Origin of the sequence: Aquimarina sp. AD10 (assembly GCF_003443715.1) — a bacterium.
GTDB classification, from domain to species: domain Bacteria; phylum Bacteroidota; class Bacteroidia; order Flavobacteriales; family Flavobacteriaceae; genus Aquimarina; species Aquimarina aggregata.
The window spans coordinates 5,278,180-5,295,140 of the sequence record NZ_CP031965.1 but is presented as its reverse complement, the minus strand read 5'-3'; the positions used below and the strand labels follow the sequence as shown (position 1 = coordinate 5,295,140).

Below are 16,961 nucleotides of genomic sequence, written 5' to 3'. Positions count from 1 at the left end.
ATATTTGTACTATTATTAAAACAATTTAAAAGAGAGTGATGAATTACGATGATGCAAAAAATAAATTTATCTCCACATGGGGAGCACTTGGCACCTTATGGGGAATCAATAAAGCAATGGCACAAATACATGCATTATTGTTAATATCCCCTGAACCATTATCTATGGAAGATATTATGGACGAACTTCAAATCTCAAGAGGTAATACCAGTATGAATCTTAGACAACTTATGGATTGGGGAATTGTTTTCAAGGAAAATAAAATGGGGGAAAGAAAAGAGTATTTCACTTCTGAAAAAGATGTTCAAGAACTTGCGCGACAGATCGCTAAAGAGAGAAGCAGAAGAGAATTACAGCCTACAATTAAAGTACTTAAAGACGTATCCAATATTGACGAAGACGGCACTGCAAAAACTAAAGAGCTAATTAAACAAACCAAAGCACTGCATGATATGGCAGATACTTTAGATACTATGATGAACAAAGTTATTGGTCAGGATCATAACTGGATAACTAAAGCTCTTGTTAAATTAATTAAATAAACACAATACCTTAGACTAAAAAGGAGCTTAGACTCCTTTATATTTTAAATTATACTTTCATATTTTTCTGAAACTTTAAAAATAAAAAAACATGAAACTCTATATTCCAAATTGGCTAATCATTTTAGGAGGTGTTGGACAAATATTCACTGCATTAATTTATCCATATATAAGACACAAAGTATTTGATTGGTATACCGATGTAAAAAAATTAAAGCCTCTTAATCAAGAAATTGCTAAGACATATGGAAGATATATTCAAGGACTTAATTTTTCTTTTGGATTAATCGCACTCCTACTCTATCCAAACCTTAAAGAACAAACCCCATTAGCAATTGCTTTAACAGGATTAATTGCAGCTTATTGGGTAGGAAAAGTTATTACTCAGATCGCGTACTACCCAATGTATCAAATACCGCAAAAGAGAATTTTCAAGATTGGTAGTTATGGTATGAATATGCTTTTTGTTCTTTTTGCTACCGTTTATACATTATTAGTCATCTACAACTGCATAGGTTTCTTCAATATTAATTAAAAATCAAAAACAATGACTACGCTATCATTACTACATAAATTAAAATTAAGAAAAACAACTACAAAAGATAAAATAATTCGGTTCTACGACGAAGCTACAGAGGATTATGAATTTTGGAGTAAGGATTTTAATATGCATTTTGGGTATTACATTCCGTTCAAGACCAATCTATTTAAAAGAGACTCTATGCTTAATGAAATGAACAAACAAGTATTTGATCGTTTGGATGTCTCTAAAAAAAATACCATAGTTGCAGATTTGGGATGCGGTATAGGAGGAGCTATTAGGTATGGTTTGAGAAAATACCCTTTATTACACATTATTGGTGTTACGCTCTCCTCTTTTCAAGTAAAAGAAGGCAACAAAAGACTAAAAAAAATGAACGGATTGATTTTAGAAGAAAATTATATGCAAACATCTTTTAAAACTAATAGTATTCATGGAGCTTACGCAATAGAAAGTTTTTGCCATTCAGGTCATGATACCAAGGCTCTACAAGAAGCATATAGAATACTTAAGCCAAAAGCTAGGTTAGTTATCGCTGATGCTTTCATTAAAAAAGATGAAAATAAGTTATGTTTAGGAAGCTCGCATTGCTATGAAAAATTATGCGAAGGCTGGAGTCTTGAAGGATTAGGTAATATACACCAAATAGAAAAAAAATTAAAACAGATAGGTTTCAAAAACGTGGTAATTGAAGATATATCTTTTAGAGTTGCCCCCTCGGTTTTACACGTTCCATTTGCAATTTTAGGTTTTATATTTCAAAAATTATGTAACAAAGAAAACCTTAAACCTCAAAGTTGGAAAAACCTCAAAGGCTCTCTTTATGCATTACTTTCTGGATTACACATTCGCGATTTTGGATACTATTTAATAATAGCAGAAAAATAAAAACATGAAAAAAATTGTTATTGCTGCAGGAACCGGATTTCTAGGCAGCGTTCTAACCGAGCACTTTAAAAATAAATTTGAAAGCATAATCATACTAACTCGTGGCAAAAACAAAACCCAAAACAATATGAAATTCGTACACTGGGATGCAAAGACCCTTGGGAACTGGAAAACAGAAATAAATAATGCCGAGGTACTTATTAATATGACAGGTAAATCAGTTGACTGTAGATATACTAAAAAAAACAGAAAGCTAATTATGAGTTCTAGAATTGCCTCAACAACAGTATTAGGTAAAGCGATCAAAGAATGCAAAAATCCTCCAAAAGTATGGCTTAATTCTTCTACAGGAACGATCTACAGACATTCTTTAGATAAAGAAATGGATGAGATTAATGGAGAAATTGGAACAGGATTTTCTGTCGATGTTGCTACTACATGGGAAAAAACATTTTTTGATCAACACACTCCAAATACGAGAAAAGTAGCACTCAGGACATCTATAGTTCTGGGAAGAAACGGCGGCGCTTTACCACCAATTATAAATCTCGTAAAAATTGGTTTTGGAGGCAAACAGGGTAATGGAAACCAAAAATTAAGCTGGATTCATGAGGTAGATTTTGCAAGAAGTTTAGAATTTATAATTAATGATAACAATATTTCTGGACCAATAAATATCGTATCGCCCACACCTACCACAAATGTAAAATTCATGAAAGCCCTAAGAAAAACTATGCAAATGCCAATCGGAATATCTTTATCAAAACCCATCTTAGAATTAGGTGCTAGATTTATTAAAACGGAAACCGAACTAATACTTAAAAGCCGAAACGTAGTCCCGCAAGAACTTCAAAACAATGGTTTTAATTTTTCTTACCCAGATTTAGAAAACGCTTTCGAACACCTTATTTATTCTAAATGATTACAAAACTACATCTCATAACAGAAATAACAGCACCTATACAAGAAGTTTTCAACCTATCTAGAAATATAGATTTTCATATACAATCTGCAAAGAAAACAAACGAAAAGGCCATTTCGGGAGTTACTCAAGGATTAATTAACCTAAATGAAACGGTCACTTGGAAAGGAAAGCATTTTGGAATCTATCTTACACATCAAAGTAAAATTACCGAACTTGATTTTCCAAATAGTTTTACAGATGAAATGATTAAAGGACACTTTAAATCCTTTAAACATCAACATCACTTCAGTAAAACAGCATTAGGTACAAAGATGATTGATATTCTCGAATATCAAACACCTTACGGTTATATTGGAAAAATCTTTAATGGACTATGCTTAAAAAGACATCTCTTTAATTTTCTAACCACAAGAAACGAATCTATAAAAACTCATATAGAAACAAAAAAACGATAATCAATACTAATTATAATATTCTTTGTAAGGAAGCAAAAAGTATTACAACTAATTATTCGTTAAGTAAGCACATTAAGATTCAACTTTTTATCCTATTTTTGGGGAATACAACAATAGAAAAAATCATGTCAACAAACACCATAGACCCCAATTCATGGATTGATAAGTATAGTGATTACCTATTCAATTACACGATTGTACGAGTTGATGATAGAGAAATTGCTCAAGATCTGGTACAAGAAACGTTTTTTGCAGGTCTTAAATCGATGAAAAACTTTAAAGGAGAAGCGAGCGAGCGTACCTGGCTTATTTCGATTTTGAAAAGAAAGATTATTGACTATTATCGAAAAATAAATAGTAATAAAGGTAAGGCTGAAGTAAGAATAAATTATAGTACAGATTCTGAAACTGAAGGAGATTGGCTAGAAGAGCGAGTTGCAGATCCTTTTGACGGTAATGCTGAAAGTGAAATAGAAAATGAAGAATTGGGCTTAGCCATACACAGTTGTTTGGATAAGTTACCAGAGAAGCAAGCTGTTATCTTTAAAATGAAAACTATACAAGGCTTTGATACCGAAGCTATTTGTAATGAATTTGATATTACTGCGTCTAACCTATGGGTCATAATACATAGAGCTCGTACGGCAATGGCCGAATGTTTAGAAAAAAATTGGTATTAGAAATAAAATGAGTAAAGAAAACAAAATTTTAGTCAGTTGTTCTGAAGCAAATCACTTTTGTGATAAGAATCAATATAAAGAAGCGACTTTTTGGGAAAAAGTAAAGCTTAATATACATCTAATATATTGTAAAGCATGTAGAAAATATACTGCTAAAAACATGAAGCTAACAAAATTAGTGAAAGACCCAAAAGTGATAAGTATTGATAGATCACAAAAAGAGGCAATGAAAGAAAAACTTAAACAAAAAATGCTAGAATAAGGTTAACATTAACCATGCCCCAAATTAAAATAACATAATATGCAATGAAAACTACTAATAACATATTCGTGTCATGCGAACAGGCAAAGTATATCTGTGATAAAAATCAATACGGAGAAGCAAGTGCATTAGAAATTATACAGCTCAATCTGCGTTTAGTATACTGCAGAGTGACTCGAGCGTATTCTAAAAGAAATACCAAACTTACGCAAATGATAGAAAAATCTAACATTCAGGCGATAGATGTTTCACAAAAGAAAGTGATGAAACAAAAACTACATGAAGAGTTAACTAAATAGGTTCTCTAGTACGAATAGTATTAGTAACCAAAAAATAGGAACACTCTCTACCCAAAAAGAACAATAATATTCTGATTGTTTTTTTTCTGTGCCCCACAAGAACAAAAGACTTATAGTCGTAATTAAAATCGTACTTAATATCTCTATAGAGTTAAGTTCGTCCTTTACTGCGGTTAACAATAAAAATAATACCAATAAAATACTGCCAAACACTTTTGTTCTTGTTACTCCAATTTTTTGAGGAACTGTTTCTAAAGAAAGATCATCATACTGAAGATCTCTTATCTCAAATGGCAACATCATAACCACTATAAATAAAAATCGTTGCACTATTTCGACAATAAAATCAAAATTCATCAGATTCTCTCCTGCATAAACAAGTGGAACTAAAACTGTAATACCCGCCCAAACTGCTCCTATTATAAAGATTTTGACACCTGCTAGACTTCTCAGATTCTTATTATTAGGAAATACTGGCACGGTATACAATATGGTTAATGCAATAAAAGGAGATGTATATAATACCGTTTCGAATGGTATTTTAAAAACTGTATATATAAATCCTATACAAGCCAGTAACGTTAACAAATGGATGCTTTTCATCGATTTTGTTAAGCGCTTATGGTATAACTTAGATACTTTAGAATATTTGACAAAATTATAGGCTACCAGAGAAGTGAAAAAGCTATAAAAAAGAATTGTATAATCATAAGGAAAACCTATTTTAATTAAGGTTACCTGAACTAAAGCACACACTGCTAAAGAAACATGAATACTACTATTTATATAAAATCTAAAAATACTTTTTAAGGTTTCCACGTTGCAAATTTAGGGTAATCTGTTAATAACCCCCCGAAGTTGGTTAAAAACTTGACACCTTCTCGTTAATTAATTGTGAAATTTTCAGGATTAAATATGTATTTTTGAAATCTCAATTTCAACTGTTTTTTTGCTATGAAAACTGACTCATTTAAACTGCGTCATATTGGTCCTTCAACGAGAGACTTAAGCAGTATGCTCAATACTATAAAAGTAGATTCTATCGAGCAACTTATTTATGAAACTATTCCAGATGATATTCTTTTAAAACAACCGCTTAATCTTGATTCTGCAATGAGCGAACAAGAATATTCGGCGCATATGCAAAGACTATCTTCTAAGAATAAAGTATTTAAAAGTTATATTGGTTTAGGATATCACGAAGCTTGTTTGCCAGCCGTAATTCAACGCAATATATTAGAAAACCCGGGTTGGTATACTGCATATACTCCCTATCAGGCAGAAATTGCTCAAGGAAGACTAGAGGCACTATTAAATTATCAAACCATGATATGTGACCTTACAGGAATGGAGCTAGCCAACGCATCTCTTTTAGATGAAAGTACTGCGGCAGCCGAAGCTATGACAATGTTATTTTCGGTTCGTTCGAGAGATCAGAAAAAAAATAACGTCAATAAGTTTTTTGTTTCCGAAGAAATCTTACCACAAACACTATCTCTTCTTAAAACAAGAGCGATACCTCTTGACATCGAATTGATTATTGGAGATCATCAGGAGTTCGATTTTTCAGAACAGTTTTATGGTGCCATCTTACAATATCCAGGTAAATCAGGAGAAGTATATGACTATGCCGATTTTGTTGAAAAAGCTCATCTTTCTAATATTAAAGTTGCTGTAGCTGCTGATATTTTAAGTTTAGTTTCACTAAAATCACCAGGAAGCTTTGATGCAGATGTGGTTGTCGGTACAACGCAGCGTTTCGGAATTCCATTAGGCTATGGTGGACCTCATGCTGCTTACTTTGCCACAAGAGAAGCATACAAAAGAAATATCCCAGGAAGAATAATTGGTGTTACTCAAGATACTAATGGTAATCGAGCATTGCGTATGGCGCTTCAAACTCGAGAACAACATATTAAGAGAGATAAAGCAACTTCCAACATCTGTACTGCACAAGTATTACTGGCTGTAATGGCTGGTATGTATGGGGTATATCACGGTCCAGAAGGATTACAATACATCGCAAACAAAGTAAATGCTTCGGCAGTAACCTTAAGTAAAACAATAGAAGCTTTAGAATTTAAACAATTAAATTCTGTATTTTTTGATACTATTCGTATACAAGCCGATGCCAAAAAAGTAAAAGAAGTTGCCGAAAAGCATGATGTAAATTTCTTCTATCCAGATTCGAACACCATTTCTATATCTCTAAATGAAGCAACAACTATTGAGGATCTCAATACGATTGTATCAATCTTTGCTACTGTAGCTCAAAAAGATAGTACTCAAATTAAAGAGTTAGAAGAAAGTAATATAATTAGCAGTAGTTTAAAACGTACTACAGCGTTCTTATCTAACGATGTATTTAATACGTATCATTCAGAAACAGAATTAATGCGTTACATTAAAAAGTTAGAACGAAAAGATCTGTCTTTAAATCATTCTATGATCCCCCTTGGATCATGTACTATGAAACTTAATGCAGCGTCAGAAATGTTACCGCTTAGTGATCCGCAATGGGGAAACATCCACCCTTTTGCTCCAATAAATCAGGCTCAAGGATATCAAGAAGTATTAAAAAAGCTTGAAGATCAACTTACAGAAATCACTGGATTTGCCGCAACATCTTTGCAACCAAATTCTGGTGCACAAGGTGAATTTGCAGGCTTAATGGTGATTAGAGCATATCATGAGTCCAGAAATGATCATCACAGAAACATTTGCTTAATACCATCATCTGCCCATGGTACTAACCCTGCTTCTGCAGTTATGGCAGGTATGAAAGTAGTTGTAACTAAAGCTACAGAAGAAGGTAATATTGATGTAGATGATTTAAGAGAAAAAGCACTTAAGTATAAGGACAACCTTTCGGCATTAATGGTAACATACCCATCTACTCATGGAGTTTATGAATCTGCGATTAAAGAGATAACAAAAATCATCCACGATAATGGTGGTCAAGTATATATGGATGGCGCTAATATGAATGCTCAAGTTGGTTTAACAAATCCAGGAGTTATTGGCGCTGATGTTTGTCACTTAAACTTGCATAAGACGTTTGCAATACCTCATGGTGGCGGTGGTCCTGGAGTAGGACCTATTTGCGTAGCACCACAACTAGTGCCCTTTTTACCAGGAAATCCAGTAATTGAAACAGGAGGCGATAATGCTATCACGGCAATTTCTGCAGCTCCTTGGGGATCTGCTCTGGCGTGTTTGATATCGTACGGATATATTACTATGCTAGGTGCTAAAGGTCTAAAAGAGTCAACCGAATATGCAATATTAAATGCCAATTACATCAAAGAAAGACTAGACGGGCATTATAGTGTTTTATATGTGGGTGAAAGAGGAAGAGCCGCTCACGAAATGATTATTGATTGTCGACCTTTTAAAGCTAATGGTATAGAAGTAACAGATATCGCAAAGAGACTTATGGATTATGGGTTTCATGCACCAACTGTATCTTTTCCTGTAGCAGGCACAATAATGATTGAACCTACAGAAAGTGAAAGTAAAGCAGAATTAGATCGTTTTTGTGATGCCCTACTATCAATTCGTCAAGAAATAGCAAGTGCAAGTTCAGAAAATCCAAATAATGTGATGAAAAACGCACCGCATACACTGGCGATGTTAACTACAGACAATTGGGAGTTCCCTTATACTAGAGAACAAGCAGCATATCCGCTAGAGTATATCGCAGAAAATAAATTCTGGCCATCTGTAAGACGTGTAGATGATGCCTATGGTGATAGAAACTTAATTTGTACTTGTGCTCCGATTGAAGAGTATATGGAAGCAGAGGTATAAAAAGAAATACGTAGAAATTATAAAGAGGCAACTTAACAGTTGTCTCTTTCTCATTACAATTCAAAAATGAAGGATATTACTACAAGAAAGGATATAGAATTTCTAATGAGGACCTTTTACAAAGAGGCGCTAACCGATCCTGTAATTGGTGTTTTTTTTACAAAAATTGCCAAGATCAAACTCGAAGAACATCTTCCGCATATAACTAACTTTTGGGAACAACAATTATTCAGAAAAGGAGAGTATAAAAAGAATGTTCTTCAAATTCATAAAGATTTACACCTAAAAAAAGAACTTCAACAACAAGATTTTGATACTTGGCTACTACTTTTTAATACAACTGTAAATACACATTTCAAAGGAGAACAAGCAGAGTTAATCAAAACACGAGCTTTGTCTATCGCAACAGTAATTCAAATTAAAACCCAATAATCAGAACATAATTATCTTCAATAAAAAAAGCTTGGGCATTGTAATATATATTATGCATGCATAATAATCGGGTTTATATTCACTACCTTCCCGTCCATAAAGTTAAAGAAGAGAATTATGAACATCAAAATAACGGGGACAGGTAGCTATATACCTACAGAAGTAGAGAAAAATGAAGATTTTGCGCATCATCAATTCTTTAATGGAGATGGAGTCCAAATTGAACACTCTACTGATATTATAATTGAGAAATTTAGAAGAATTACGGGTATTGAAGAACGTAGATACGCATCAAAACAACAAAACACCTCTGATTTAGCATTTCTTTCTGCTCAGAAAGCCATTGAAAACGCTAAAATTGATCCTGAGACACTTGATTACATTATCGTAGCACATAATTTTGGAGATGTTTCTAAAGATTCTTCACAAGCAGATACCGTTCCAAGCTTAGCATCAAGAGTAAAACATAAACTTAAGATTAAAAACCCATATTGTGTTGCTTATGACCTGCTCTTTGGATGCCCTGGTTGGATAGAAGGTATTATCCAAGCTCAATCATTCATTAAGGGTGATATGGCAAAAAAATGCCTTGTTATTGGGGCAGAAACCTTATCACGTGTTATTGATGAACATGATAGAGATTCTATGATTTATTCTGATGGTGCCGGCGCTTCTATTTTAGAAATAACAAAAAGTACCGGAGGAATCCTCTCTACAGTAAGTGCGTCTCATACTTTAGAAGAAAGTAATTTTCTGTTTTTCGGAAAAACCTATAACAACAAATTAAAAGATGATAACAGGTATATCAAAATGCACGGTCGTAAAATATATGAATTTGCATTAAATCATGTACCCAATGCTATGAAAGTTTGTATAGATAAGACTGGGATCAATATTGACGATATTTCCAAAATTCTAATTCATCAGGCAAATGAAAAAATGGATGAAGCGATTGTAAAACGATTTTATAATCTTTATGGTAAAAAAGTTCCAGAAGGAATTATGCCTATGAGTATAAAAAAACTAGGAAATAGTAGTGTAGCTACGATCCCAACATTATATGATCTTATTCTTAAAGAAAAAATACAAGATCAACGTATTAATCAAGGTGATATCATTCTATTTGCCAGTGTTGGAGCGGGTATGAATATTAATGCCATATTATACCAGCATTAGTGTTGTTTAAAAAAACTACCAATTGTAGTCGAAGTAATGTACGTAATTATCTATTTTTACGTTCATAATTACTGATTTAACAACCATGTACGAAGGGACTTTTCCTCATAAACGATATCAAAAAACTTTAGAATTTCTTAGAAATCACGTTCCATCTCCGGCACATATTCTTGACCTAGGTGTGAAAAACCCTTTTGTAGAGTTTATGGAAAAAGAGGGCTACTCTGTTCAAAATACTTCTGGTGAAGATTTGGATATCAATACCGAAGTCGTAAAAAACAACAGTGCAGAAGTTATCACTGCTTTTGAAATCTTTGAACATTTACTTGCTCCTTTTAACGTATTAAGGGATAGTAGTGCCGATAAATTGGTAGCTTCAATCCCCTTAAAACTTTGGTTTTCTCCTGCCTATAGGAGTAAAACAGATCCTTGGGATCGACATTACCATGAATTCGAAGATTGGCAATTTGATTGGCTCCTGGAAAAGTCTGGATGGGAAATAAAAGCTAGAGACAAATGGACACATCCTATAAAAAAGATTGGATTTCGACCGCTACTAAGGCTCTTCACCCCTAGATATTATATTATATATGCTGAAAGAATAAAAAACTAGAGCACAAAATTTGGACATATATATCATCATACCAGCTCATAATGAAGAACGTTATATTTCTCATACACTTGAGTCTTTAGTTTCTCAAACATTACTGCCAAAAAAAATAGTAGTTGTTAATGACAATTCTACAGACAACACAGAAGATATTATTAATAACTTTAGAAATAACTACAATTTTATAACACAGGTAAAAATAAATTCCTCGCAAGATCACCTACCAGGTAGTAAGGTTATTAATGCGTTCTATGAAGGATATAAAGATGTAGACTCTAATTATGATATTATTTGCAAATTTGATGCTGATCTTATTTTTCCATCTGATTATCTAGAAAAAATGGTTAGTCATTTTAATAATACTAACCAAATAGGTATGGTTGGGGGATTTTGCTATATAGAAAAAAACCAAAAATGGGTATTAGAGAATTTAACCAATAAAGATCATATCCGTGGAGCGTTAAAGGCGTATCGAAAATCATGTTTTGAAAATATTGGTGGCCTTAAACGAGCAATGGGATGGGATACGATAGATGAATTACTTGCGCAATACCATGGTTGGCAAATCAAAACCGATTCCTCTTTAAAAGTTAAACACTTAAAACCAACCGGAAACACCTACAATTCTAAAGCAAAATATAAACAAGGCGAAGCTTTTTATCGTATGCGCTACGGCTTTTGGATTACGTTAATTGCCTCGTTAAAACTAGCAATACTTAAAAAACAACCAAGACTTATTATTGATTATCTTTTAGGCTTTTTCAAAGCGCAAAAACAATCTTTTCTTGTGTCCAAAGAAGAAGGGAAATTTATACGTAAACTGCGATGGAGAAGTATAAAGAAAAAAATCTTTTAAACAAAGAAAGTATCAGTATTCTAAAGTATTTGTTTGATTTGATTCTTTTCAACTAAAAAATTAGTTGAAAAATTAATTTGTACTATATTTGCAATAAATATGTAACCTTATTCCGATATGAAAACAAATCTATTCACCCTACTTCTGATTTTATTATTTACGGTTTCATGCCATAGAGAAAAAAAAGAAACTACAGATTATGTGATCCTAACTGGGTCTATATTAAATCACTCCAATACACCTTTAAACATTAAGGAATTCGACCAATACGGTTTTTCCCATGAAATAATGCTTTCATCAGAAGGGAGTTTCAGAGATACTATTTCCTTACCTTATAGTGGAAAGTATTTCTTAACAGATGATAAGACATTTAGTTCTGCCATCTATTTGGAACAAGACAAAGTATTAAATATACATCTAGATTTAGACCATCTTAAGAGCACGAAATTTACTGGTGATTTGGTCACTGAAAATAAGTATCTAGCTCTTAAAGATTCTGTCATTACAAATCTTAAACAACAACTAAAAAAACAAAAAGACTCTTTTTATCTACAAAAACCTACCGTATTCAAAGCCAAAATAGTAGATTTCAAAACCGATTTGGATAATCTTATTCTTAAACATCCTAATATGAAACCACAGTTTGTACAAGAGGAAAAGAGAGATAATCACTATCACTACCTTGACTATGTTTATAGGTTATACCCAGCTAGCTATAAATATTTAACCAAGCAACCAGATTTTAAATTTCCTGAAGGTTTTCTTGATGAGGGAAACGCACTAGACATTGACAATGGCGAAGATTTTAAGAGATCAATTCCTTACTGGTACCTAATTCATAATAAAATACAAATTGATGCTTATAAAAAAGCTTCAGAAGACAGTATCCCTTATCATAAAGCAGTTCTAGCAGTGTTAAACCCGCTTACAAGCAATAACATTAAAGATTACCAATTAAAAAGTATTGTTGGTCGTAAATTAAAACCAGGTAATGCAAACAATGAAGATATATATAAGTTATTAATGAGTAACATCTCCAATAAAAAAGTACGCGAAGAGATTACCAATGCATACGATCGTATTAAAGCTGTTGCAAAAGGGAATGATTCGCCTACATTTGATTATGAAAATTTCAAAGGAGGAAGAACTAGCTTAGAAAATTTAAGAGGGAAATATGTTTACATTGATGTATGGGCAACATGGTGCGCACCATGTATAAAAGAAATCCCTTCGCTAAAAAAAATTGAAAAGAAATACGAAAGTAAAAATATTAAATTTGTGAGCATCTCTGTTGATCAAAAACAAAGCTATGATAAATGGAAAGCAATGATTCAAGAAAAAGAACTAGGAGGAATTCAATTGTTTTCGGATAATGCAATGCAATCGACATTTATTACAAAATATAATATTAAGGGTATCCCACGATTTATACTCATTGATCCTGCAGGAAAAATTGTCGATGCAAATGCGCCAAGGCCTTCACATCCAGAATTAATTGAATTATTTAATACGCTAAAAATATAGCTTTTCACTATTGATTTTTTTTGTAAAAAAGTCTCAATACACCTAAATATTGAGACTTTTTATGAGCCCTTTATTGGATAACAAAAGATAATACATCTCCCGTTGCACCATTAGGAAATGTAATCCCTAACAAAGCTGAAATAGTTGGTGCAATATCTGTTATCTTAGTTTTTTGAGTCGTGCTTCCTTTTTTAATACCATGTCCGAAAAACAATAATGGAGCATGTGTGTCATATATCATTCCGCTACCATGAGTAGAACCAGTCTTAGAATATGATATTGTAGCTGGATCCATAATAACAACGACGTCTCCACTTCTTTTTTGATTAAAACCTTTCTGAATTAATCTTGCAATACCCGATGTATACTCAACAGATTCAAGTTGACTTCTGGTAAAAACTTTATCTACTTGGTTTTCTTGCAATATAAAATGTGCTATACTCTTTTGAAGTTTTTCTGCATCGATAGCATTGTTAATCAATTGTTTGTAATCAAAAAAGATTTGATTGTTTGAAATATTTTCTATTAAATTATCAGCTTTAAAGACCTCTTTAACATACGACCTCACCTTTTCTTCAAACACTTTACTGTCAAAATAACCTGCCGGAATTTTTATAGACTGTAAATATGAAGGTACATGAACTGCTCCATGATCTGCTGTTAAAAAAACAGTATACTGTCCTTTACCTACTTTTTGATCAAGTTGGTTTAACAACCTTTCTATATCGGCATCTAATCTTAAATATGTATCCTGTACTTCTTTAGAATTTACTCCAAAATTATGTCCTACATAATCGGTACTTGAAAAACTAATTGTAAGAAAATCTGTAACCTCATCTGCTCCCAGGTCTTCACCATCAATAGCTTCAATAGCAAAATCTGCAGTCAAACTATTTCCAAATGCAGTAGACTTTATGAGATCATACCCTTCATTAGCTTTCTTTAACTTTCTTAAGTCATAAGGAAATGTTGCTGTTTCTTTTCCTTCAAAACCTCTTTCAAATGTATTTAAATCTTTACCACTCTCTGTATATGTTTTAATATCTTCTTTGGTATCCCATACTTTAAAGTACGATGCCGCTTTTCCTGATGCGTTAAATTTTTTAACCCATTCTGGTAATTCATTTCTATAATATGTACTGGTAATCCATTTACCTTCATCTTTTCCTCTAAACCAATACGCCCCATTAGCTGTATGTCCAGCAGGGAGTATTGCACCGCGATCTTTTATCGCAATTCCAATAGTTTTTCCTTTTAATTGTGTATGTAATCTATTTTGATCTGCCACAGAAGTAGTTTTCATTCTATGCGGAGACATTTGCTCCATTTCACTATCAGAACCCACTGGCTTAACAGAAGGATCATTAGCACAGTATACCATCTTTTTACTAAACTTATCATACCAATGATTCGAAATAATCCCATGGTTTTGAGGTGTTGTCCCTGTATACACTGATGTATGCCCAGGTCCTGTATATGTAGGAACATAGTTAAAATGATTATTCTTACAGTTATATCCATTAGTAATCATACGCTTAAATCCACCATCACCAAAACGATTATAAAATCGAGTTAAATAGTCATATCGCATTTGGTCAACTACAATCCCGACTACCAATTTTGGAGATTTATGAATTGCTTCTTGTGATTTACAAGGAATAGATAACATTACGAATAATGCGATCAGAAATACATTCTTTATCATTACTTTAAATTTTATAAATCTTACTCTTTTCGAGTTTACCTAAAATAGTATTTCTGCAAATGTAAAACTTTAATAGAAGGTTAAATGGTGTAGCTATTTTTTTTTCTATTTTAGCCTTTCTAATTATAAAGAATGTTTTACTTAGACGATATCGGTCGCTATTTTTTAATGCTTAAAGGAGTTTTTAGTCGAATGACTAAAGGTTCGGTAATTAGAAATCTGATTTTTAAAGAAATAGATGACCTCATTATAGGATCTTTAGGAATAACGGTATTTCTTGCCTTTTTTATTGGAGCTGTTGTAGCCATACAAACTGCATTAAACCTTACCAATCCTTTAATTCCTAAAAAACTAATTGCATTTGCCTCCAGGCAGTCTGTAATTCTAGAGTTTGCCCCTACTTTTATATCAGTAATTATGGCAGGTAAAGTTGGATCATTTATTACATCAAGTATAGGAACCATGAGAGTTACAGAGCAAATTGATGCATTAGAGGTCATGGGGATAAATTCTCTTAATTATTTAGTTTTCCCAAAAATCATCGCGATGCTTATGTATCCGTTTGTAATTGCTATTGCTATGTTTACAGGAATCTGCGGAGCTTATATTGCAGGAGTTTATGGGGGTTTTGTTTCTAGCACAGATTTTTTAACCGGTTTAAGAGAAGAATTTATTCCTTATCACTTGGTATATGCCTTTATAAAAACGTTCTTATACTCCTTTTTATTAGCTACTATACCATCGTTTCATGGGTATTATATGAAAGGAGGAGCTCTAGAGGTTGGTAAAGCGAGTACTTCGGCCTTTGTTTGGACAACTGTAGTCATTATTATCACTAATTATGTACTCACGCAATTATTACTAAGCTAATGATAGAAGTTATCAATTTACATAAAGGTTTTAATGGAGAAGCTATCTTAAAAGGTATTACAACTACTTTTGATAGAGGCAAGACCAATCTTATAATTGGAACTAGCGGAAGTGGAAAAACGGTATTTTTAAAATGTCTATTAGGACTTTTTACTCCTGAAGAAGGTACGATCTGCTATGATGGCTCTACATACTCTGATTTAAACGAGCAACAACAACGTGACCTTAGAGAACAAATGGGTATGGTTTTTCAAGGGAGTGCCTTGTTTGATTCTATGACTGTTGAAGAAAATGTTATGTTTCCTTTAATGATGTTTACTAAGCAAAAAAAGGAAGAAATGACTGAAAGAGTTCATGAGGTTTTAAACCGAGTAAACTTAGAAAATGCAGACAAAAAACTTCCTTCTGAAATTAGTGGCGGGATGCAAAAACGTGTAGCTATTGCTCGGGCCATAGTGACCCGACCAAAGTACTTATTTTGTGATGAACCAAATTCTGGTTTAGATCCTAGAACCGCAATTGTTATTGATAATCTGATTAAAGAAATCACAGAAGAGTATGATATCACAACTGTGATTAATACTCATGATATGAATTCTGTAATGGAAATTGGAGAAAAAATCGTCTTTCTCAAAAACGGATATCTAGAATGGGAAGGTGATAAAACACAAATTTTCAAAACAGATAACAAAGCCGTTACTGATTTTGTATATTCATCAAATCTATTCAAAAAAGTCCGCGATGCTCAATTAAAAGGGTTATAATATCTACCATTTATCCTCTTCGTCTTTCTAGTAAAATCATCATCATTAATCCCAATAATATTCGCTCTTGATCGTCTTGATCTATTTGAATTAATTTTGATATTTCAAACTTTCTACCAAAAAAAGAAGGTTCTTTTTTAAGTCGTATTACAATTTCGTCTTTTGAGTTGACTACTTTGTATGATGGATTAAAAAGGTAACCGGTTAACATACTCAAAACAGGTATTTGTCCTAATAAAGAATCTAAAACTTTAACCCAACCATTTTCTTCTCTAATATGGTATTGCAACTTTTGATGTTGATCGATCAGTTCATATTCGGCTTTCCACAATGATGCCCATCCTTTTCTAGCAATTTTACCGGTTTCATTTCCATGCGCATCAGAGAAACTATATGCCGCAGAAAAATCTATCCACTTATCGGCTTTAATACTAAAATTGACTTTACTTTTGCTCTCATCCTCATAAATAGCAATATCTTCTTTAAGCTTAAACATTTTTTGTTTTACATATGCTACAGTCTTTCCACTGGCATCTTTAGCGGTAAAATCATTTGCTAATGTGGTAATATTAAAAGTAAATTTAATTGGAAATTGTAATTCTTTCATTTTGACGTTTTATTT

19 protein-coding genes are annotated in these 16,961 nt (G+C 32.7%); 16 read left to right on the top strand and 3 right to left on the bottom strand.

Annotated elements, in window-relative coordinates; genetic code table 11:
- Positions 1-38 precede the first annotated feature (38 nt).
- The 8 genes from D1816_RS21965 to D1816_RS21930 all read left to right on the top strand — a co-directional run bounded on the left by D1816_RS21965 (position 39) and on the right by D1816_RS21930 (position 4,592).
- Positions 39-542 (top strand): GbsR/MarR family transcriptional regulator, encoded by a 504-nt coding sequence (locus D1816_RS21965; RefSeq protein WP_118505719.1) that lies wholly within the window; start codon positions 39-41, stop codon positions 540-542.
- 91 nt (positions 543-633) lie between these two features.
- A complete protein-coding gene (locus D1816_RS21960; protein WP_066314532.1) occupies positions 634-1,077 on the top strand; it encodes a hypothetical protein in 444 nt (147 codons plus the stop codon).
- Between the two features lie 12 nt (positions 1,078-1,089).
- Entirely contained in the window at positions 1,090-1,971 is an 882-nt protein-coding gene (locus tag D1816_RS21955; protein WP_118505717.1) for a methyltransferase domain-containing protein, read from the top strand.
- Between the two features lie 4 nt (positions 1,972-1,975).
- Positions 1,976-2,893 (top strand): TIGR01777 family oxidoreductase, encoded by a 918-nt coding sequence (locus tag D1816_RS21950; protein ID WP_118505715.1) that lies wholly within the window; start codon positions 1,976-1,978, stop codon positions 2,891-2,893.
- Positions 2,890-3,351 (top strand): cell division protein, encoded by a 462-nt coding sequence (locus D1816_RS21945; protein ID WP_369886788.1) that lies wholly within the window; start codon positions 2,890-2,892, stop codon positions 3,349-3,351. Before D1816_RS21950 ends, D1816_RS21945 begins: the two co-directional genes overlap by 4 nt.
- Before the next feature lie 125 nt (positions 3,352-3,476).
- Positions 3,477-4,031 (top strand): sigma-70 family RNA polymerase sigma factor, encoded by a 555-nt coding sequence (locus D1816_RS21940; RefSeq protein WP_066314536.1) that lies wholly within the window; start codon positions 3,477-3,479, stop codon positions 4,029-4,031.
- A gap of 7 nt (positions 4,032-4,038) precedes the next feature.
- Positions 4,039-4,293, top strand: coding sequence for a hypothetical protein (locus D1816_RS21935; RefSeq protein WP_066314537.1), 255 nt, complete (start codon positions 4,039-4,041; stop codon positions 4,291-4,293).
- 44 nt (positions 4,294-4,337) lie between these two features.
- A complete protein-coding gene (locus tag D1816_RS21930) occupies positions 4,338-4,592 on the top strand; it encodes a hypothetical protein (RefSeq protein WP_066314539.1) in 255 nt (84 codons plus the stop codon).
- On the opposite strand, the gene D1816_RS25895 is transcribed toward D1816_RS21930, so the two are convergent.
- Positions 4,581-5,411: a hypothetical protein gene (locus D1816_RS25895; RefSeq protein WP_147405099.1), complete on the bottom strand. Its 831-nt coding sequence runs from the start codon at positions 5,409-5,411 to the stop codon at positions 4,581-4,583. The genes D1816_RS21930 and D1816_RS25895 overlap by 12 nt on opposite strands.
- Positions 5,412-5,546: 135 nt before the next feature.
- Here D1816_RS25895 and gcvP point away from each other — a divergent pair, with 135 nt between their 5' ends.
- The 6 genes from gcvP (at position 5,547) to D1816_RS21895 (ending at position 13,000) form a co-directional block, all read left to right on the top strand.
- Positions 5,547-8,402: an aminomethyl-transferring glycine dehydrogenase gene (gene gcvP, locus D1816_RS21920; RefSeq protein ID WP_118505710.1), complete on the top strand. Its 2,856-nt coding sequence runs from the start codon at positions 5,547-5,549 to the stop codon at positions 8,400-8,402.
- A gap of 66 nt (positions 8,403-8,468) precedes the next feature.
- Positions 8,469-8,834 carry a group III truncated hemoglobin gene (locus tag D1816_RS21915; RefSeq protein ID WP_066314545.1) on the top strand — a complete coding sequence of 122 codons (366 nt, stop codon included), beginning with the start codon at positions 8,469-8,471 and terminating at the stop codon, positions 8,832-8,834.
- Positions 8,835-8,951: 117 nt separating this feature from the next.
- Positions 8,952-10,010, top strand: a complete 1,059-nt coding sequence (locus tag D1816_RS21910; RefSeq protein ID WP_118505708.1) for a 3-oxoacyl-ACP synthase III family protein — start codon at positions 8,952-8,954, stop codon at positions 10,008-10,010.
- Positions 10,011-10,095: 85 nt separating this feature from the next.
- A complete protein-coding gene (locus D1816_RS21905; RefSeq protein WP_066314548.1) occupies positions 10,096-10,623 on the top strand; it encodes a methyltransferase in 528 nt (175 codons plus the stop codon).
- A gap of 10 nt (positions 10,624-10,633) precedes the next feature.
- Positions 10,634-11,476 (top strand): glycosyltransferase family 2 protein, encoded by an 843-nt coding sequence (locus D1816_RS21900; RefSeq protein ID WP_118505706.1) that lies wholly within the window; start codon positions 10,634-10,636, stop codon positions 11,474-11,476.
- A gap of 117 nt (positions 11,477-11,593) precedes the next feature.
- Positions 11,594-13,000, top strand: a complete 1,407-nt coding sequence (locus tag D1816_RS21895) for a TlpA disulfide reductase family protein (protein WP_118505704.1) — start codon at positions 11,594-11,596, stop codon at positions 12,998-13,000.
- A gap of 70 nt (positions 13,001-13,070) precedes the next feature.
- Here D1816_RS21895 and pafA read toward each other — a convergent pair whose 3' ends face one another.
- Entirely contained in the window at positions 13,071-14,705 is a 1,635-nt protein-coding gene (gene pafA, locus D1816_RS21890) for an alkaline phosphatase PafA (RefSeq protein WP_118505702.1), read from the bottom strand.
- A gap of 132 nt (positions 14,706-14,837) precedes the next feature.
- On the opposite strand from pafA, the gene D1816_RS21885 reads away from it, so the two are divergent.
- Positions 14,838-15,575, top strand: a complete 738-nt coding sequence (locus tag D1816_RS21885) for an ABC transporter permease (RefSeq protein WP_066314553.1) — start codon at positions 14,838-14,840, stop codon at positions 15,573-15,575.
- Positions 15,575-16,339 (top strand): ABC transporter ATP-binding protein, encoded by a 765-nt coding sequence (locus D1816_RS21880; protein WP_066314556.1) that lies wholly within the window; start codon positions 15,575-15,577, stop codon positions 16,337-16,339. Before D1816_RS21885 ends, D1816_RS21880 begins: the two co-directional genes overlap by 1 nt.
- Before the next feature lie 10 nt (positions 16,340-16,349).
- On the opposite strand, the gene D1816_RS21875 is transcribed toward D1816_RS21880, so the two are convergent.
- Complete coding sequence (locus D1816_RS21875) at positions 16,350-16,946, bottom strand: hypothetical protein (protein WP_066314557.1); 597 nt, start codon at positions 16,944-16,946, stop codon at positions 16,350-16,352.
- Positions 16,947-16,961: the final 15 nt, after the last annotated feature.